The sequence below is a fragment of the Mycobacterium sp. 48b genome (genome assembly GCF_048282725.1).
Lineage (GTDB): Bacteria > Actinomycetota > Actinomycetes > Mycobacteriales > Mycobacteriaceae > Mycobacterium.
In genome coordinates this window covers 6135674-6154522 of sequence record NZ_JBLVUL010000001.1, presented here as the reverse complement: position 1 = coordinate 6154522, position 18849 = coordinate 6135674, and the positions used below count along the sequence as shown (strand labels likewise).

The following is an 18849-nucleotide window of genomic DNA, read 5'->3' as shown; positions in this document are numbered from 1 at the left end:
GGGGATGCGTCTTACTGGGTAGTACCTCACTGCCCAGGAAGATACCGTGCAAACCGTTTTCGAACGAAACACCCCCGCCACCGGCCTCGTCGACCGCGCGCTGGCAACGACTGCGCTTCAGCCGTTCTGGCTCGATGACATTCCTGTTCAACGCGCTTACCCGGGGTTGGTCAAGCCCTCGTCGCGCTACGACCTGATCGTCGTCGGCGGGGGGTACACCGGTCTGTGGTCCGCGTTGCTGGCAAAGCAGCGTGACCCCGGGCTGCGGGTCGCCCTGATCGAAGGTCAGACGATCGGATGGGCCGCCTCGGGCCGCAACGGCGGTTTCGTCGAGGCGTCGCTCACCCACGGTGCCGAGAACGGCCGCAGCCGCTGGCCTGACGAGATCGAGATTCTCGAGCGGCTGGGGTTGGAGAACCTCGACGGCATCGAGAAGACCGTCGATTCGCTGGGTCTTGATTGCGACTTCGAGCGGACCGGCTCGATCGCGGTGGCGGTCGAGCCCTACCAGGCAGCCGAGCTGGCGAGTGTGGCGCGGCGGCCGGACCAGGTCTACTTCGACCAGCAGGGGATCCGCGCCGAGGTGAACTCGCCCACATACCTCGCCGGGGTGTGGTCGAAGGACGCCGCCGCCCTGGTCCACCCGGCCAAGCTGGCCGGTGAACTCGCCCGCGCCGCAAGCGAACTCGGTGTCGAAATCTACGAGAACAGCAAAGTTCTCGGCCTCGGTCAGGACCGCCGCGGCGGACCGCTGTCGGTTCGCACCGAGCGGGTGACCGCGCAAGCCGACCGAGTGATCTTGGCGACCAACGGTTTTCCGTCGCTGTTGAAGCGATACCGCTACCACACAGTGCCGGTCTATGACTACGCCTTGATGACCGAACCGCTGACCGACGCCCAGCTGGCCGAGATCGGATGGGGCAACCGGCAAGGCATCAGCGACATGTCGAACCAGTTCCATTACTACCGGTTGTCGAAAGACAATCGCATTCTGTGGGGCGGGTACGACGCCATCTATCACTTCGGCGGCCGGATCCGGCCTCAGTACGAGGACCGCGATGCCACCTACCGCCGGCTCGCCGGCCACTTCTTCACCACGTTCCCGCAACTCGAGGATGTCGGCTTCACGCACCGCTGGGCCGGAGTGATCGACACCTCGACGCGGTTCTGTGCGTTCTTCGGTTCCGCGTACGGCGACCGCGTCGGATATGCCGCCGGGTTCACCGGGCTCGGCGTCGCGGCCACGCGTTTCGCCGCCGAGGTGATGCTGGACCGTTTCGCCGGCACGCCGACGGTTCGCACCGAACTCGACATGGTCAGGTCCATCCCGGCGCCGTTCCCCCCGGAGCCGTTGGCTTCGGCCGGGATTCAGGCGACCCGGTGGTCACTCGACCGCGCCGACCATCGTGAGGGCCGCCGCAATGTCCTGCTGAAGGCGCTCGACTCCGTCGGACTCGGATTTGACTCGTGAGCGCGGGTGTCGACGCGACGAGCCTGGGGCTCGACCACGCTCCGCTTCCCCGTGAGTCTGTGGTGAACGGGGCGCCGAGCACCGGCCATCGTGACGTGACATCGTTGGCCGGTTTGACGGTGGGCATCTGGGAACACACGCCCGGCGTCTCGAGGGACGTGGAGTCGGACGAGGTGTTCGTCGTCCTGAGCGGGGACGCCAGCATCGCGTTCGACGACGGTTGCCCGATGATCGATCTGCGGCCGGGCAGCCTGGTTCGCCTGCATGCCGGACAGCGCACCACCTGGACGGTCAGGGAGACGCTGCGGAAAGTCTTCGTCGCATAGCGTTTCCATGCGCCGAGGCGCGGTGGACCGCACAATGTGTCGCAGGCGTTGACATAAGCGCCGGGAGGCAGTGCGGATGAGCCGAACATTGAAGTCCGAGTCGCCGCGGCGGCGACGGCGACAGACGAAACAGGGCGTGGTGCTGTCCGAGCAGCTCATCGTCGAGGCTGCCCTGCGCGTGTTGCAGTACCACGGCGCGGCCGGCCTGAGCGTCAGGCGCCTGGGTGTCGCACTCGGTGCCGACCCGACCGCCCTGTACCGCTACTTCCGTGGCATCGAGGACGTGGTGCTGGCGATCACCGACGAGCTCTTGCGGCGAGTGGTCGAAGGATGGGAACCGACCGGCCGATGGCGGGACGACATGCGGGAACTGGGGCTGCGTCTGCACCGTGTCTACCTCGAGCATCCACAGGCCGGGGTGCTGGCCGCGAGCCGGGTGACCGGCGGCGCCCACGAGATCCAGATCATCGAAACGGTTTTGGGTTCACTGCGGTCAGCAGGCTTCCCCGAGCGGGAGGCCGTCGAGGTGTATCACGCCTTCATCGACCAGATGCTGGGGTTCGCCGCCCTGGACGCGGCTTTCGAAGCCTTGCCCGCCGAACACCAGAAGCGCGACGACGACAAGTGGCGGGACACCTATGCGCAGCTGCCCGCCGAGAACTATCCGAACATCGCGGCCACCAGCGGTCTGCTCGACGAGTCGATGCGGCGCAGTGCATGTGAATCGGCTCTGGATCTGCTGCTCGACGGTATTGCCGCGCGACTGGACGTCCGTCGGCCATGACCGACGCTCACCCTGCCTCGACGGCGATTCCGTCGAACAGCACGCACCGGTGCCCGGTCGCCGTCATTGAGCGGGGTCTGAGGTGGCGGTGATCCGATCGATCACCGCCAGCAAGCCGTCGTCCTCGTCGGTCTCCACGACGTGGCCGCCGAGTGCGCGGTGTAGAGCGCTGTAGTACAGACCGTCGCCCATGAGCTTCACCGCGCGGGCCACGTCGAGGTCGCCGAGTGCATCGTGCAGGACGTTCAGCCAGTCGGCCGAAACGGTCTCGATGACGGTCCGCGCGTGACCGTCACCCGCCTGCTGCAACCGGGACACCGCCACCAGGGCGCGATCGAGCGGTGTGCCCGCGTAGTGCGAGGACCGGATGTAGTAGCGCGCCGGCCCGTCCGGAGCGGTCCGCATCGCCTGCACATCCTCGGCCGCCAGCGCCAGGAGCCGGTCGCACAATGCGGCGGCGAGCCGGTCCTTGGACGGAAAGTGGTAGAGCAGACCGCCTTTCGACACACCCGCTTTGGCGGCCACCGCGTCGAGGGTGGCGTAGCGCTCGCCTTCGACGGCCAGGACATCCTCGTAAGCGTCGAGGATGCGGTCCCGCGACGAAGCCATTCCGAGAGCTTACGACAACGCCATGGAACTGTACCGTCTGGACGGTATAGTTGGGCCGGTCACATCGGTCGAGTCACATGGAGAAGCTGGTCATGCGGGTGTATCGCGACGTGCTCCGGACTCCCGGCGTACTGAACGTGACTGCTTCCCAGCTGTTCGCCCGCCTCCCGCTGGGCATGCTCAACCTGGCGATCCTCATGCACGTCCAGTCCAAGACCGGGTCCTACGCGATGGCAGGCGCCGCGGTGGCGTGCGTCAGCATCGGGGAAGCGCTGGCGATGCCCGTCACCGCGCGCCTCGCCGGGCGCGCCATGGTGATCACCCTGATCGTTGCGGCCCTGACGAACGGCGCCGCCATGCTGACGCTGGCGTTCGCCGGTGCCTCCGGGCCGATGCTGCTGATACTCGGGGTGCTCATCGGCGCATCCGTGCCGCCACTGATGCCGGTGGTTCGGGCGCTGTACCCGCAATTGGTGCCCAGCGACGGGGTCCGCGCGCTGTTCGCATTCGACACCACCGCACAGGAACTGATCTGGGTTGTCGGCCCGGTGGCCACTACCTTCCTCGCCTCTGCGCTGTCGACTGCAATGCCGCTGGTGGCATCCGCGGTCGTCACCATCGTAGGGACCGGGTGGTTTCTGTTGAGTGCCAGGCATCTTCGGCCGTACACGGGCAGAGGCGCATCAGCGTTCGGCCGGGTCGTCGCCAACCGCACCGTCATCCTCGCGATGGTCACCAGCCTCGCGCTGGTCGCCTCGTTCATGGCTCTGGAAGTCGGGATCGTCGCCGCCCACGGACGCACCGGAGTCACCGCGGGCCTCGCGATCGCCGTCGCCAGCGCGGGATCCCTGGTCGGAGGCTTGGTGTTCGGGCACCGGCGATTTGGGCTCACGGGGCTGGTGGCCGCGTTGGGAATCGTGGCTGCCGGGACGGTGGTGTTCGGCCTCGTCGATCGCCTCGTCCTGCAGTTCTCCGCTTTGTTCGGATCGGGATTGGGCTTCGCCCCGGCGATGTCCGCGTTGTATCTCATGGTGTCGCGCGAGATCGAAGAGCACTCGGCAGCAGAGGCGTTCGGATGGCTCAACAGCGCAGCACTGGTGGGTGGGGCGGCGGGTACCGCCCTCGCCGGCGTGGCCGCCGACGCGCATGGCGCCCACGGTGCCGTCGTGGTGTCGGCGGTGCTGGCCACGCTGGCCGCCTGCAGCCCGATCGTGGCTCGGATGGCCGGTCCGCTAAGAGGTCTCGGTGATCAACCTGAGCCGGCAAATTACCGGTCGGCAACGTCAATTTGCCCGGTGCAAGCCGGCGAGCAGGTGTAACCTCCTCCGCGACAGGCTTACCGGTGCCGAATCGCCAACCGGAGTGAGGTCGCCATGGCAACCGAGTTCAACGGCAAGATCGAACTGGATATCAGGGATTCCGAACCGGACTGGAGCCCCTACGCGGCGCCCACCGCTGTCGAGAACGCGCCGAACGTTCTGTATCTGGTGTGGGATGACACCGGCATCGCCACCTGGGACTGCTTCGGCGGCTTGGTGGACATGCCCGCCATGAGCCGGATCGCCGAACGCGGAGTTCGGCTGTCGCAGTTCCACACCACGGCACTGTGCTCACCCACCCGCGCGTCACTGCTCACCGGTCGCAACGCCACCACGGTCGGAATGGCCACCATCGAAGAGTTCACCGACGGATTCCCCAACTGCAACGGGCGGATTCCGCTGGAGACCGCCCTGCTCTCGGAGGTGCTCGTCGAGCACGGCTACAACACCTACTGCGTGGGCAAGTGGCACCTGACTCCGTTGGAAGAATCCAACCTCGCTGCCACCAAACGGCATTGGCCTTGCTCGCGGGGATTCGAACGGTTCTACGGATTCATGGGCGGCGAGACCGATCAGTGGTACCCGGACCTGGTGTACGACAACCATCCGGTCGATCCGCCGGGTACGCCCGAGCAGGGCTATCACCTCTCGCAGGACCTCGCCGACAGGACCATCGAGTTCATCCGGGACGCCAAGGTGATCGCCCCGGACAAACCCTGGTTCACCTACCTGTGCCCGGGAGCCGGGCACGCGCCGCATCACGTGTTCAAAGAGTGGGCAGACCGGTATGACGGTCGCTTCGACATGGGGTACGAGGCCTACCGGGACATCGTGCTGGAGAACCAGAAGCGGATGGGCATCGTGCCCCCGGACACCGAGCTGTCACCGGTCAACCCCTATGCGGACGTCAAGGGGCCCAACGGTGAACCGTGGCCTGTGCAGGACACCGTGCGGCCGTGGGACACCCTGAGCGATGACGAGAAGCGGCTGTTCACCCGGATGGCCGAGGTGTTCGCCGGATTCCTGTCCTACACGGACGCCCAGATCGGCCGGGTGCTGGATTTCCTGGAAGAGACAGGACAGCTCGACAACACGATCATCGTGGTGATCTCCGACAACGGGGCCAGTGGCGAGGGCGGGCCGAACGGGTCGGTCAACGAGACGAAGTTCTTCAACGGCTACATCGACACCGCCGAGGAGGGACTCAGGTTCATCGACCGCCTGGGCTCACCGGAGACCTACAACCATTACCCGATCGGGTGGGCGATGGCGTTCAACACCCCCTACAAGCTGTTCAAGCGTTACGCCTCCCATGAGGGCGGGATCGCCGACACCGCGATCATCTCCTGGCCCAACGGGATTGGCGCCCACGGCGCGGTGCGCGACAACTACGTCAACGTCTGCGACATCACGCCCACCGTGTACGACCTGCTCGACATCACGCCCCCGGCCAGCGTTCGCGGAGTTCCGCAGAAGCCGCTGGACGGGATGAGTTTCAAAGTAGCACTGGATGATCCGGACGCTCCGACCGGGAAAGAGACCCAGTTCTACACCATGCTCGGCACTCGTGGCATCTGGCACAAGGGGTGGTTCGCCAACTCCGTGCACGCGGCCACCCCGTCGGGATGGTCCCACTTCGACGCCGACCGCTGGGAGCTGTTCCACATCGAGGCCGACCGCAGCCAGTGCCACGACCTGGCTGCCGAACATCCGGACAAACTCGCGGAACTCCAAGAGCTGTGGTTCAGCGAGGCCGACAAGTACAACGGCCTGCCGCTGGCCGACCTCAACATCCTCGAGACGATGACCCGGTGGCGGCCGTACCTGGTCGGGGAACGATCCCGCTACATCTACTACCCGCACACCGCGGAGGTTGGCCTTGGCGCGGCCGCTGAACTGCGCGGTCAGTCGTTCACCGTGCTCGCCGACGTCACCGTCGACGGCGACGACACGCACGGCGTGTTGTTCAAACAGGGTGGCGCACACGGAGGTCACGTGCTGTTCATCGCCGACGGGCGCCTGCACTACGTCTACAACTTCCTCGGTGAACACGAGCAGTCCCTGGTCTCACCCGATCCGATCCCCGTGGGGCGGCACATCTTCGGCGTGCAATATCAACGGACCGGCACGGTCGAGGGCAGCCACACCCCGCTCGGGAACACCACCCTGTATGTCGACGACCAAGCGGTGGCCACGCTGGACGGAATGCAAACCCACCCCGGCATGTTCGCGCTCGCCGGGGGCGGCATCTGCATCGGCCGCAACCCGGGATCGGCCGTGTCGCAGCAATACCGGGCGCCGTTCGCGTTCGGCGGCGGCACCATCGGGCAGGTCACCGTCGACCTGTCAGGCCAGCCGTACCGGGACATGGAGAGGGAACTCGCAATCGCGTTCTCCAAGGACTGAGGGGACTGAGGGGGCTGATCGATGAGAGGAAAGACCACCTGGGTGGGCGTGTGTGCGTTGACGCTGCTCGCTCTGTCGGGCTGCGGGGACGGCCTCGACATCCCGGATCCACTCGCCGAAACCACGACGGCAGCGGCGCCCGTGACGACGCTGCCCGTCACGACGCCTCAGCGGGAACGGCCACCGGAGTTCGCGATGCCGGTATACGGGGTCGAGCCGACCACCACGCGGGTGTTGGCCTCCAGCGAGGTCACCTGTCCGCCACCGGCCGGCCCGACCGTGACCGTCAAGAGTCAAGCGCCCGGCTCGCCGTCGCTCACCGTCGCGGTGCCCGAAGGGTTCACCGAGGTGACGCCGCACGCGGCAGCGGTCCGGCTGACCGGCCCGGCGGGGATGGCCGCCGAGGTCACGCTCACACCGACGACGCGAACCGCGCGGGCCGACTTCGAGCACTACGCCGACGATCGCGTGGCGAAGTACCCGATCAACAGTGTCAGCGTGCTGCCCGGTGACCTGTGCGGTTACAGCGGCCAGAAGCTGATGGGCGTCCTGGCGGAGCGGCCGGGGAAGGGCATCGAATACGCCGACCGGGTCGTTCACGTATGGACCAATCAGGGCGCGTTCCTGGCCGTCGTGCGCCTCGAGGCCCCGAGCGATACGCCGGGGTTCGACGAGGCCAGTTCGGCGATGCTCGCCGACTTCGGAATCACCATGCCGGGCTGAATCGGCCGACGGCCGGGCCCGACTAGCCTCGACGCCGTGCTCACCGAACTCGTCGAGCTTCCCGCCGGGACCTTCCAGATGGGTTCCACGGCGTTCTACCCCGAAGAGGCTCCGGTCCACTCCGCCGCCGTCGGCGCATTCGCCATCGAGAAGCACCCCGTGACCGCCGCCCAGTTCGGTGAGTTCGTCGAGGCCACGGGCTACGTCACGATCGCCGAACGGCCGATGGACCCGGCGCTCTATCCCGGGGTGGACGAGGCGGATCTGATGCCCGGCGCCCTGGTGTTCACACCCACCGACGGCCCCGTCGACCTGCGGGACTGGCGTCAATGGTGGGACTGGGCGCCCGGCGCCAACTGGCGTCAGCCGTTCGGACCCGATCGAGCCGCGGCTGCCCCCGACCACCCCGTCGTGCAGGTGGCCTACCCGGATGCGGCGGCGTACGCGGCCTGGGCCGGGCGCCGGTTGCCCACCGAAGCCGAGTGGGAGTACGCGGCGCGCGGGGGAGGCGAGGGCATCTACGCCTGGGGTGACGAGGTGGCCCCGGGCGGAGCGCTCATGGCCAATACGTGGCAGGGCCGGTTCCCGTATCGCAACGACGGCGCGCTCGGCTGGCGCGGCACGTCGCCGGTCGGAAGCTTCCCGCCCAACGCGTTCGGCCTGTTCGACATGATCGGCAACGTGTGGGAGTGGACCACCACCCGGTTCGTGGGCCGACACCGGCCGGAGGCCGGCGCGCCCGCGTGCTGCCCGCCGCCGTCCGACCCCGATCCGGCGGTGAACCAGGTGCTCAAAGGGGGTTCGCACCTGTGCGCTCCGGAGTACTGCCACCGGTACCGTCCAGCAGCGCGTTCACCGCAGTCGCAGGACAGTTCCACTACGCACATCGGATTTCGCTGCGTCGTGAGCTGACGGCCGCTGATCCCGATCAGCCGCGATTTGGCGCATTCGCCGTGCTCACCTAGTATGTAGGGGTTGCCTTGGGCAGACCTCGGTTGACTGCTGTTCTGAGTCAACCCCGCGTGCCCTTCGGAAACAAAGACCGCGCACGTCCAGGTCGGTATCTGGCGTGCATACAAAACCAGGTCAGGAGATCGAGTGATTCAGCAGGAATCGCGGTTGAAGGTCGCCGACAACACGGGCGCCAAGGAGATCTTGTGCATCCGCGTGCTCGGTGGCTCATCGCGACGCTATGCCGGCATCGGCGACATCATTGTCGCGACTGTCAAAGACGCCATCCCGGGCGGCAACGTCAAGCGTGGCGATGTCGTCAAGGCCGTCGTGGTGCGCACCGTCAAGGAGCGTCGCCGGGCTGACGGCAGCTACATCAAGTTCGACGAGAACGCCGCCGTCATCATCAAGGCCGACAACGACCCCCGCGGCACCCGCATCTTCGGGCCGGTCGGTCGCGAACTGCGCGAGAAGAAGTTCATGAAGATCGTCTCGCTGGCTCCGGAGGTTTTGTAAATGAAGGTCCACAAGGGCGACACCGTGCTGGTGGTCTCGGGCAAGGACAAGGGCGCGAAGGGCAAGGTCATCGAGGCCTACCCGACCCGCGACAAGGTTCTGGTCGAGGGCGTCAACCGGATCAAGAAGCACACTGCCCAGTCGCAGAACGAGCGTGGCGCATCGTCGGGTGGCATCGTCACCCAGGAAGCCGCCATCCACGTTTCCAACGTGATGGTGGTCGATTCCGACGGCAAGCCGACTCGTGTGGGTTACCGCGTCGATGAAGAGACCGGCAAGAAGGTCCGCATCGCCAAGACCAATGGCAAGGACATCTGATGACCGCACCAGAGAAGGTTCAGCCCCGCCTGAAGCAGCGCTACCGCGAAGAGATCCGCGAGGCGCTGAACAAGCAGTTCGAGTTCGACAACGTCATGCAGATCCCGGGCGTCGTCAAGGTTGTCGTCAACATGGGCGTCGGCGACGCCGCCCGTGACGCCAAGCTGATCAACGGTGCGGTCAGTGACCTGCAGCTGATCACCGGCCAGAAGCCGGAGATCCGCAAGGCCCGCAAGTCCATCGCACAGTTCAAGCTGCGTGAGGGCATGCCCATCGGTGCGCGCGTCACCCTGCGCGGCGACCGGATGTGGGAGTTCCTGGACCGGCTGATCTCCATCGCCCTGCCCCGTATCCGCGACTTCCGCGGCCTGAACGGCAAGCAGTTCGACGGCACCGGTAACTACACCTTCGGCCTCAACGAGCAGTCGATGTTCCACGAGATCGACGTGGATTCCATCGACCGTCCCCGCGGCATGGACATCACCGTCGTCACCTCGGCGACCAACGACGACGAAGGCCGTGCGCTGCTGAAGGCGCTGGGCTTCCCCTTCAAGGAGAACTGAGCACATGGCAAAGAAGGCGTTGATCCACAAGGCCAACAAGAAGCCCAAGTTCGCGGTTCGCGCGTACACGCGGTGCAACAAGTGCGGTCGCCCGCACTCGGTCTACCGCAAGTTCGGGCTGTGCCGTATCTGCCTGCGCGAGATGGCGCACGCGGGTGAGCTGCCCGGCGTGCAGAAGTCCAGCTGGTAATCCAGCAGATCTCTGCGCAGTAGACCACACAGACCAATCCAAACAGGTTGCGGAAGGCCCTGAAGAGGGAACCGCCGCGAGGAAGGTGAGCCGGTTGTCATGACGATGACTGACCCGATCGCAGACTTTTTGACACGTCTGCGCAACGCCAATTCGGCGTACCACGATGAGGTGACTCTGCCCCACTCGAAGATCAAGGCGAACATCGCCGAGATCCTCAAGAAAGAGGGCTACATCTCCGATTACCGCACCGAGGATGCCCGCGTCGGCAAGTCCCTGGTGGTGTCGCTCAAGTACGGCCCCAGCCGTGAGCGCAGCATCGCCGGCCTGCGCCGCGTGAGCAAGCCCGGTCTGCGGGTTTACGCAAAGTCCACCAATCTGCCTCGGGTGCTCGGCGGCCTGGGCGTGGCGATCATCTCCACGTCCTCGGGCCTGCTCACCGACCGTCAGGCGGCACGAAGCGGCGTGGGCGGCGAAGTCCTCGCCTACGTGTGGTGAGGGGATAGAAGACATGTCGCGTATTGGTAAGCAGCCGGTCCTGGTTCCCGCCGGGGTCGATGTGACGATTGACGGCCGCAACGTCTCGGTCAAGGGCCCCAAGGGCACCCTGACCCTGGATGTCGCCGAGCCGATCACCGTCGAGCGCAACGAGGACGGCGCCATCGTGGTCAGCCGTCCCGATGACGAGCGGCGCAGCCGCTCCCTGCACGGGCTCTCCCGCACCCTGGTGGCCAACCTGGTCACCGGCGTCACCGAGGGCTACACCCGCAAGATGGAGATCTTCGGCGTCGGCTACCGCGTCGCACTCAAGGGTTCCAACCTGGAGTTCGCGCTCGGTTACAGCCACCCCGTGGTGATCGAGGCGCCCGAGGGCATCACGTTCGCCGTCGAGACGCCCACCAAGTTCTCGATCACGGGCATCGACAAGCAGAAGGTCGGTCAGATCTCCGCGGTCATCCGCCGCCTGCGCCGTCCCGACCCCTACAAGGGCAAGGGCGTGCGTTACGAGGGTGAGCAGATCCGCCGCAAGGTCGGAAAGACAGGTAAGTAAGTCATGGCTACTACAAAGAATGACGCAGCTGCGGCCCGCAAGCCGGTGGGGCAGAACATCTCTGAGACCCGCCGCAACTCGCGGCTGCGTCGGCACGCCCGGTTGCGCAAGAAGGTCTCCGGCACCGCCCAGACCCCGCGTCTGGTGGTCAACCGTTCGGCACGGCACATCCACGTGCAGCTCGTCGACGACCTGGAAGGCGTCACCCTGGCGGCTGCCTCGTCGATCGAAGCCGACGTTCGCGCGGTTGAGGGCGACAAGAAGGCGCACAGCGTTCGGGTCGGTCAGCTGATCGCCGAGCGCGCCAAGGCTGCCGGCGTCGACACCGTGGTGTTCGACCGTGGTGGCTACACCTATGGCGGCCGGATCGCCGCGCTGGCCGATGCCGCGCGCGAGGGCGGGCTGAAATTCTGATGACTGTCAACGAGAGGACTGCATGATGGCCGAGCAGGCAACTGGTGCCGGCGGCCCAGGCGCTTCCGACAACCGCGGTGGCCGTGGCCGCCGCGACGACCGCGGTGGCCGTGGTGGCCGCGACAGCGGCGAGAAGAGCAACTACATCGAGCGCGTGGTGTCGATCAACCGCGTCTCCAAGGTGGTCAAGGGTGGTCGGCGCTTCAGCTTCACCGCTCTGGTCATCGTCGGTGACGGCAAGGGCATGGTCGGCGTCGGCTACGGCAAGGCCAAGGAAGTTCCGGCCGCGATCGCCAAGGGTGTCGAGGAAGCTCGCAAGAACTTCTTCCGCGTCCCGCTGATCGGTGGCACCATCGTCCACCCGGTCCAGGGTGAGGCGGCTGCCGGTGTCGTCATGCTGCGCCCGGCCAGCCCCGGTACCGGTGTGATCGCCGGTGGTGCGGCTCGCGCGGTTCTGGAATGCGCCGGGGTGCACGACATCCTGGCCAAGTCGCTGGGCAGCGACAACGCGATCAACGTGGTGCACGCCACCGTTGCCGCGCTGAAGATGATCCAGCGTCCCGAAGAGGTGGCGGCCCGTCGCGGTCTGCCGCTCGAGGATGTGGCGCCGGCCGGCATGCTCAAGGCCCGGCGCGAGAGCGAAGCGCTGGCTGCCGCAGCAGCGCGTGAGGGATCGGCATAACCATGGCAGAACTCAAGATCACCCAGGTGCGCGGAACCATCGGCGCACGCTGGAAGCAGCGCGAAAGCCTGCGGACCCTGGGGCTGAAGAAGATTCGTCAGTCCGTGGTTCGTGAGGACAACGCGCAGACCCGCGGTCTGATCAAGGCCGTTCATCACCTCATCGAGGTGGAGGAGGTGAAGTCCTGATGTCTGTTATCAAGCTTCACGACCTGCGGCCCGCCCCCGGGGAGAAGAAGGCCAAGACCCGCGTCGGTCGTGGTGAGGGCTCCAAGGGTAAGACCGCCGGTCGTGGTACCAAGGGCACCAAGGCCCGCAAGAACGTCCCCGCGACGTTCGAGGGTGGCCAGATGCCGATCCACATGCGGCTCCCGAAGCTCAAGGGCTTCAAGAACCGCTTCCGGACCGAGTACGAGGTCGTCAACGTCGGCGACATCGCCAAGGCCTTCCCGCAGGGCGGCACCATCGGTGTCGACGAGCTGGTTGCCAAGGGCCTCGTTCGCAAGAACAGCCTGGTGAAGGTTCTCGGCGACGGCAAGCTGGCCGTCAAGGTCGACGTGACCGCCAACAAGTTCAGCGGTAGCGCCCGTGAGGCGATCACCGCTGCCGGCGGTTCGGCCACCGAACTGTAATTCTGCGCGAGCAGACACAAAAGCCCCCGCTTCGGCGGGGGCTTTTTGCGTTGGCCGTCAGTTCAGTTGGCCGTCAGCTCAGTTGCGGGATCACGTCGGCGGCCAGCCGCTCCAACTGCTCGCGGTCCTCGGCGACCGTCGCGCCCGTTGGGTTGAGCACGATGGTCTGCGCGCCCGCATCGAGAACCTCACGCAGGCCCCGCGTCACCTCCTCGGCGGTACCGGCCACGGCCACCTCGCCGAGCTGCCGGGCCCGGTCCCCGTAGATCCGCCCCAGGCCCGCATCCACCCGCTCCCGCGCCCGGGCACTGTCGTCGTCGACGATCAGGTACACGCGCTTGCCGATCCGGAAGGTGTCGGGATCCTTGCCCTGTTCGGCTATCTCGCGTCGCACCGTGCGCACCGCCTCGGCGAAGGCCGCCGTGGTCGAGGACCCCGCCCCGAGAAACGCGTCGCCGTGCCGGACCGCGCGCGCCAGCGCCGCAGGGGCATTGGCACCGAACCAGATCGGCGGGTGCGGGCGCTGAACGGGTTTGGGGCTGATGGCCAGATCGTCGACATCACGGAACCGGCCGTGGAAGGTGATCCGGGGTTCATCCGACCACGCGGCCTTCATCAACTCCAGGCCCTCGGTGAAACTGGAGATGAACGTCGAGGAGTCCACCCCGAACGCCGGGAACTGCCGGAAACCCCCGCCGGGCGCCACCCCGACGTCGAGGCGGCCGTGACTGAGCCGGTCCACCGCGGTGATCGCGGAAGCCAGCTGCAACGGGTCGTGCAGGGAAGTGACGAGGACCGCCACCCCAAGCCGCAGCGTCGTCGTGACGGCAGCGGCATACGACAGCAGCTCGAGCGGGGCGATCGTCGGTGCCGGGCCCACGGTCTGCTCGATCGTCCAACCACCCTCGAATCCGAGTTCCTCGGCGCGAGCCAGGTACGCCTTGAAACCCGCGTCGTCGAAGCCGTCGTGGTCGAGCTGCGGGAGCGAGATGGATAACGTCACCTGTCTCACGGTACGACGGCGGGTCCGGTGGGCGGCGACTTCTCGTCGACGCGCGCAGAATCCCCGCATCGGTAGGCTCGGTTCATGTTCGCTTTTCTCCCCGGATTTCCCGGCCAGGATGACCTCAGGACGTTGGTCCGGCGTGTCGACACCGCCCGGCACAACGGAGTTCCCAACGGGTGCGTCCTGGAGTTGGACCTGTTGTCGATACCGCCGGAGACCGCCGGCTTCGACCCGCTGGCCCTGATCGCGGGCGGGGGCAGGCCGCTGGTGCTGCGGCAGGCGATCGCGGCGATCCACCGCGCGGCCGAGGACGATCGCGTGGCCGGGCTGATCGCACGCGTGCAGCTGCCCGCCGCCGCACCCGGTCCGGTGCAGGAACTGCGCGAGGCCATCGCGGCGTTCAGCGATGTCAAGCCCACGCTGGCATGGGCGGAGACCTACCCCGGCACGCTGTCCTACTACCTGGCATCGGCGTTCCGCGAGGTGTGGATGCAGCCCTCGGGCACGGTGGGCCTGGTGGGCTTCGCCACCAACGCGATGTTCCTGCGCGACGCGCTCGACAAGGTCGGCATCGAGGCGCAGTTCGTCGCCCGCGGTGAATACAAGTCGGCGGCAAACGTTTTCACCGAAGACCGCTACACCGACGCGCAGCGCGAGGCCGACGGCCGGATGATCGAGAGCCTGCAGACGCAGGTGTGGCAGGCCATCGCCGAATCCCGGCAGCTGACCACCGAGTCCATCAACGCACTGGCCGACCGCGCGCCGGTGCTGCGCGATGACGCGGTGACCGCGGGCCTGATCGACCGGATCGGTTTCCGGGACGAGGCGTATTCGCGGATCGGCGAACTGTCGGGTGGGCCGGTCGAGGCCGGTGCGGATGCCGATAGCCACCCGGATGCCCTACCGCGGCTTTATCTTTCGCGATACGCCCGGACTTCCCCAAAGGTGCCCGCGCCGCAGCTGCCGGGCCGCAAATCCAAACCCACCATCGCGGTGGTGACGCTGCACGGTCCCATCGTGAGCGGGCGCGGCGGGCCTCAGGTGCTGCCGCTGGGTAATTCCAGCGCCGGCGGAGACACCATCGCCGCCGCCCTTCGGGAGGCTGCCGCCGACGACGAGGTGTCGGCGATCGTGCTGCGGGTGGACAGCCCCGGCGGCTCGGTCACCGGGTCGGAAACCATTTGGCGCGAGGTGGTTCGGGCCCGCGAGCGCGGCAAGCCCGTCGTCGCCTCGATGGGTGGGGTCGCCGCGTCGGGCGGTTACTACGTGTCGATGGCGGCCGACGAGATCGTGGCCAACGCGGGCACGATCACCGGATCCATCGGTGTGATCACCGGCAAGCTGGTCTCGCGCGAGCTCAAGGACAAGCTCGGGGTGGGTTCGGATTCTCTGCGCACCAACCTCAATGCCGACGCCTGGTCGTCCAACGCGCCGTTCACCGACGAGCAGCACGCTCACGTCGAAACCGAGACCGAGCTGTTCTATACCGATTTCATCTCGCGGGTGGCCGACGGGCGCAAGCTGTCGGTCGAGCAGGTCCATGAAGTGGCCCGGGGTCGGATATGGACCGGCGCCGACGCCAAGGACCGCGGCCTGATCGACGAACTCGGCGGGTTGCGCACGGCGATCACCCGGGCCAAGGTGCTGGCCGGGCTGGATCCGGACACCAAGGTGCGGGTGCTGAGCTATCCCGGCTCGTCCTGGTTGGACATGTTGCGGCCCAAGCCTTCGTCACAGCCCGCAGCAGCGTCGTTGCCGCAGGCGGTGGGCAACCTGCTGGGCAATCTGTGGTGGGAGTTCTCGAAAACGCCGGCCGCACGATGACCGGAGTCAACGCACTCTGGCTGGGAGAACACCGGTTTTGACGCTGGTGATAGTTACGACGCGGTAGCGGGCGCCGCTTTGTCGGGCGTGGGGCTGTAACGTCAGATCTCGACAACTGATGAATTGTCGACGAGACGACGGCCTGGCCCTGCGGTGTTCAACCCAGTCAGAGCAGCCGTAACAGAATGCGCGGCGGGGAACGGTGTCGTCAGACACATGGAGGACTCGTGCCCGCGCATAAAAGCCCGATGAGAGGCTTTGGAGACAAACCGGAGATCGACCATCGCGAACCCGCCGAGAATCCGCCGGACCCCGGCGTCCTGAGACGGGCGATCGCCGCGTCGGCGATCGGTAACGCCACAGAGTGGTTCGACTACGGCATCTACGCGTACGGCGTGGGCTACATATCCGCTGCCATCTTCCCTGGCGACGCCCAACAGGCGACGCTGCTGGCCCTCGCGACGTTCGCGGTGTCATTCCTGGTCCGCCCGCTCGGCGGATTCGTCTGGGGGCCTCTCGGCGACCGGCTCGGCCGCAAACACGTACTCGCGATCACCATCGTCTTGATGGCGGGCGCGACGTTCTGCGCCGGGCTCATTCCCTCCTATGCCGCGATCGGGATGTGGGCCCCGGTGCTCATGGTCGGGTTGCGGATGATCCAGGGCTTCTCCACCGGTGGCGAATATGGCGGCGCCGCGACATTCATGGCCGAGTACGCGCCGTCGCGTCGGCGTGGTTTCCTCGGCAGTTTCCTGGAATTCGGCACCCTCGCGGGCTTTTCGCTGGGTGCGTTGTTGATGCTCGGCTTCTCGGCACTGCTCTCCGATGAGCAGATGGGGCAATGGGGCTGGCGGCTGCCATTCCTCGTGGCCGCCCCGCTCGGCCTTGTCGGTGTCTACCTTCGTTCGAAGCTGGAGGACACCCCGATCTTCCGCGAACTCGAGACGAAGGGGGAACGGGAAGGCGGGCCCGCGTCGGAGCTCAAGGATCTGGTGGTCGAGTACTGGGGCCCCATCCTGCGACTGGGCGGTTTGGTCGTTGCACTCAACGTGATCAACTACACGCTGCTCACCTACATGCCGACCTATCTGGAACAGACGATCGGCTTGTCGAGCAGCCACGCCTTGGTGGTCCCCATCATCGGCATGCTCTCGATGATGGTGTTCCTGCCGTTCGCCGGCCACATCTCCGACCGGGTGGGCCGCAAACCGATGTGGTGGATCTCGCTGATCGGACTCTTCGTCGCCGGTATCCCGATGTTCCTGCTGATGTCGACGAACATGGTCGGTGCAATCATCGCGTTCGCGGTGCTGGGCCTGCTCTATGTGCCCCAGCTGTCGACGATCTCCGCGACGTTCCCGGCGATGTTCCCCACCCAGGTGCGTTACGCCGGCTTCGCCATCGCCTACAACGTGTCGACATCGCTGTTCGGCGGTACGGCTCCGGCGGTCAATGATTGGCTGGTGGCAAAGACCGGCGACCAGCTGGTGCCTGCCTATTACATGATGATCGCCTGCGTGATCGGGATGATCGCGCTGATCAAGGTGCCCGAAACCGCCCGATGTCCGATCAGTGGCACCGAGATACCCGGAACGCCCGAGGCGCCGGCGCAGCTGGAATACGAGACCGAGCCCGACGCCGACGCGGGCACGCCGCCTGCGTCAGCCGGCCGGTAGCCGGGCGATCAACCGGTCGACGGCGTCCTCCATGTGGGCCAGCATCAACTTGTCGGTGAGGGCGACGTCGCCGGATCGGATGGCGCAGGCCAGTGCCTGGTGCTCGTTGACCCGGTCGGTGGCGGTGTCATAGGTGTCGGCCAGCGCGTGCACGCACATCCGGGTCTCGACCAGGAACGTCTGGTGCAGACGGGAAAGCCGTGGACTGCCGGCGAGTTCGACGAGCACCTCGTGGAAACGCATGTCGGCTTCGCTGACCTCGTCCAGGTCCCTGGCGGCGGCCATCTCGTCGACCACTACGAGTAACGCGTCCCCGGCGGCCGCGTAGTCACCCTGCAGAATCTGGCGGCTCGCGGTCCGTTCGATCGCCTCACGGGCCAGGTACATGTCGCGGATCTCGCCGGAGTCCATGGTGTTGACGAACACGCCGCGGTTGCGGATCGCGATGAGCAGACCTTCCTGGGTGAGGCGCTGCATGCCCTCCCGCAGTGGGCCGCGACTCACCCCGAACTTGCGCGCCAACTCTGCCTCGCCCAGTTGCATGCCCGGTACGAGTTCGCCGTACGCGATGGCCTGCCGGAGCTTTTCGGCGACGATGCTCGGCGTCGATTCCTGTTCGACGGGCGTGATGAAGTCGGTCACGGCAGCGCTCCGAACAGGCGACCCAGTCCGGGTATCGGCGGCACCGGGCCGATCAGCTGCAGACCCTTCCAGACCGTGACCTGGTTGGCGGTGAGCACCGGTTTGCCGACGGCGTCTTCCAACCGGTCGATGAAACCCATTGTGTGCATGGCGGTGTCGGGTACCAGCACGGCCTCGGCGTCGGGGTGGTCGGCCGCGCGGACCATGGCGAGCACCTGGGGCTGCCCCAGCCGGCCGACCTCGGCCGCGGTGACGATGCCGTGACTGCCCATCGACACCACGTCCACGCCGCCGGCCGCCAGGAAGGCGACGAAATGCGCCGCCACGTCCCCGGGGTAGGAGGCCGCCACCGCGACGCGGTGGATGTCCAAGTGCCGCAGCGCATCGACGAAGGCGATCGATGTCGACGACGCCGGGACGCCGGACGCGGTGGCCACGTCGTCGGCCTGGCGTCGGGCACCGTCGGGGCCGAAAACGAAACTGCCGGACGTGCACGCCCACATCATCGAATCCGGGCGCGCCGCCCCCAGTCGTGCGACACCGTCGGCGAGGCGTTCGGTCCGGCCGAGGTCGAGGAGGGCGTCGACGCGATGTGCGTCCTCACCGACCGAGGTGATCGCGACCGGCAGTCTGACCGTCGCCTGCAAGCGTGCCTCCAACGCGCCGAAGTCGTCTTCGGCGCTGTGACCGGGATAGAGGATGCCCACCGTTGCCATGCGTTGTCCTTCCGACGGCGGCCGTGACACC

Annotated in this window: 22 protein-coding genes and 1 pseudogene; 19 read left to right on the top strand and 4 right to left on the bottom strand. The window is 66.7% G+C overall.

Annotation, left to right across the window (positions count from 1 at the left end; all coding sequences use genetic code 11):
- Positions 1–46: 46 nt before the first annotated feature.
- From ACNQR1_RS30105 to ACNQR1_RS30095, 3 genes are all read left to right on the top strand, one after another.
- Positions 47–1471, top strand: coding sequence for an NAD(P)/FAD-dependent oxidoreductase (locus ACNQR1_RS30105; protein ID WP_418049217.1), 1425 nt, complete (start codon positions 47–49; stop codon positions 1469–1471).
- The gene (locus ACNQR1_RS30100) at positions 1468–1797 is read left to right on the top strand and encodes a cupin domain-containing protein (protein ID WP_418049216.1); all 330 of its coding nucleotides are present in this window, start codon (positions 1468–1470) and stop codon (positions 1795–1797) included. Before ACNQR1_RS30105 ends, ACNQR1_RS30100 begins: the two co-directional genes overlap by 4 nt.
- A 76-nt stretch (positions 1798–1873) precedes the next feature.
- Positions 1874–2581, top strand: coding sequence for a TetR/AcrR family transcriptional regulator (locus ACNQR1_RS30095; protein ID WP_418049215.1), 708 nt, complete (start codon positions 1874–1876; stop codon positions 2579–2581).
- Between the two features lie 63 nt (positions 2582–2644).
- On the opposite strand, the gene ACNQR1_RS30090 is transcribed toward ACNQR1_RS30095, so the two are convergent.
- Positions 2645–3190, bottom strand: coding sequence for a TetR/AcrR family transcriptional regulator (locus tag ACNQR1_RS30090; RefSeq protein WP_418049214.1), 546 nt, complete (start codon positions 3188–3190; stop codon positions 2645–2647).
- A 77-nt stretch (positions 3191–3267) separates the two neighbouring features.
- Here ACNQR1_RS30090 and ACNQR1_RS30085 point away from each other — a divergent pair, with 77 nt between their 5' ends.
- From ACNQR1_RS30085 to rplO, 14 genes are all read left to right on the top strand, one after another.
- Positions 3268–4509, top strand: a complete 1242-nt coding sequence (locus ACNQR1_RS30085) for an MFS transporter (RefSeq protein WP_418049213.1) — start codon at positions 3268–3270, stop codon at positions 4507–4509.
- Between the two features lie 54 nt (positions 4510–4563).
- On the top strand, positions 4564–6915 hold the full coding sequence (locus ACNQR1_RS30080) for an arylsulfatase (protein WP_418049212.1): 2352 nt from the start codon (positions 4564–4566) through the stop codon (positions 6913–6915).
- 21 nt (positions 6916–6936) lie between these two features.
- Entirely contained in the window at positions 6937–7638 is a 702-nt protein-coding gene (locus ACNQR1_RS30075; protein WP_418049211.1) for a hypothetical protein, read from the top strand.
- Positions 7639–7674: 36 nt separating this feature from the next.
- On the top strand, positions 7675–8550 hold the full coding sequence (locus ACNQR1_RS30070) for a formylglycine-generating enzyme family protein (protein ID WP_418049210.1): 876 nt from the start codon (positions 7675–7677) through the stop codon (positions 8548–8550).
- 186 nt (positions 8551–8736) lie between these two features.
- Positions 8737–9105 carry a 50S ribosomal protein L14 gene (gene rplN / locus ACNQR1_RS30065; RefSeq protein ID WP_029106885.1) on the top strand — a complete coding sequence of 123 codons (369 nt, stop codon included), beginning with the start codon at positions 8737–8739 and terminating at the stop codon, positions 9103–9105.
- Positions 9106–9423, top strand: a complete 318-nt coding sequence (gene rplX, locus ACNQR1_RS30060) for a 50S ribosomal protein L24 (RefSeq protein ID WP_003883431.1) — start codon at positions 9106–9108, stop codon at positions 9421–9423.
- Entirely contained in the window at positions 9423–9986 is a 564-nt protein-coding gene (gene rplE / locus ACNQR1_RS30055; protein ID WP_036441172.1) for a 50S ribosomal protein L5, read from the top strand. The genes rplX and rplE overlap by 1 nt, the downstream gene beginning before the upstream one ends.
- Positions 9987–9990: 4 nt before the next feature.
- Entirely contained in the window at positions 9991–10176 is a 186-nt protein-coding gene (locus ACNQR1_RS30050) for a type Z 30S ribosomal protein S14 (RefSeq protein WP_003883429.1), read from the top strand.
- Between the two features lie 99 nt (positions 10177–10275).
- Positions 10276–10674, top strand: a complete 399-nt coding sequence (rpsH, locus tag ACNQR1_RS30045) for a 30S ribosomal protein S8 (protein WP_029106887.1) — start codon at positions 10276–10278, stop codon at positions 10672–10674.
- A gap of 13 nt (positions 10675–10687) precedes the next feature.
- Complete coding sequence (gene rplF / locus ACNQR1_RS30040; RefSeq protein WP_044516177.1) at positions 10688–11227, top strand: 50S ribosomal protein L6; 540 nt, start codon at positions 10688–10690, stop codon at positions 11225–11227.
- Between the two features lie 3 nt (positions 11228–11230).
- Positions 11231–11641, top strand: coding sequence for a 50S ribosomal protein L18 (rplR, locus tag ACNQR1_RS30035; protein ID WP_418049209.1), 411 nt, complete (start codon positions 11231–11233; stop codon positions 11639–11641).
- A gap of 25 nt (positions 11642–11666) precedes the next feature.
- Entirely contained in the window at positions 11667–12323 is a 657-nt protein-coding gene (rpsE, locus tag ACNQR1_RS30030; RefSeq protein WP_076192879.1) for a 30S ribosomal protein S5, read from the top strand.
- Between the two features lie 2 nt (positions 12324–12325).
- Positions 12326–12511, top strand: coding sequence for a 50S ribosomal protein L30 (gene rpmD / locus ACNQR1_RS30025; protein WP_029106891.1), 186 nt, complete (start codon positions 12326–12328; stop codon positions 12509–12511).
- Complete coding sequence (gene rplO / locus ACNQR1_RS30020; protein WP_418049208.1) at positions 12511–12954, top strand: 50S ribosomal protein L15; 444 nt, start codon at positions 12511–12513, stop codon at positions 12952–12954. The genes rpmD and rplO overlap by 1 nt, the downstream gene beginning before the upstream one ends.
- A gap of 73 nt (positions 12955–13027) precedes the next feature.
- On the opposite strand, the gene ACNQR1_RS30015 is transcribed toward rplO, so the two are convergent.
- Positions 13028–13957 (bottom strand): LLM class flavin-dependent oxidoreductase, encoded by a 930-nt coding sequence (locus tag ACNQR1_RS30015; protein ID WP_418049207.1) that lies wholly within the window; start codon positions 13955–13957, stop codon positions 13028–13030.
- Positions 13958–14041: 84 nt separating this feature from the next.
- Here ACNQR1_RS30015 and sppA point away from each other — a divergent pair.
- Together sppA and ACNQR1_RS30005 are read left to right on the top strand one after the other, a co-directional pair.
- A pseudogene (gene sppA, locus ACNQR1_RS30010) lies at positions 14042–15825 on the top strand (signal peptide peptidase SppA).
- A gap of 207 nt (positions 15826–16032) precedes the next feature.
- Complete coding sequence (locus ACNQR1_RS30005; protein ID WP_418049206.1) at positions 16033–17460, top strand: MFS transporter; 1428 nt, start codon at positions 16033–16035, stop codon at positions 17458–17460.
- On the opposite strand, the gene ACNQR1_RS30000 is transcribed toward ACNQR1_RS30005, so the two are convergent.
- Positions 17446–18102 (bottom strand): GntR family transcriptional regulator, encoded by a 657-nt coding sequence (locus tag ACNQR1_RS30000; RefSeq protein ID WP_418049205.1) that lies wholly within the window; start codon positions 18100–18102, stop codon positions 17446–17448. The genes ACNQR1_RS30005 and ACNQR1_RS30000 overlap by 15 nt on opposite strands.
- Positions 18099–18818 carry a maleate cis-trans isomerase gene (locus ACNQR1_RS29995; RefSeq protein ID WP_418049204.1) on the bottom strand — a complete coding sequence of 240 codons (720 nt, stop codon included), beginning with the start codon at positions 18816–18818 and terminating at the stop codon, positions 18099–18101. The genes ACNQR1_RS30000 and ACNQR1_RS29995 overlap by 4 nt, the downstream gene beginning before the upstream one ends.
- Between the last annotated feature and the right edge of the window lie 31 nt (positions 18819–18849).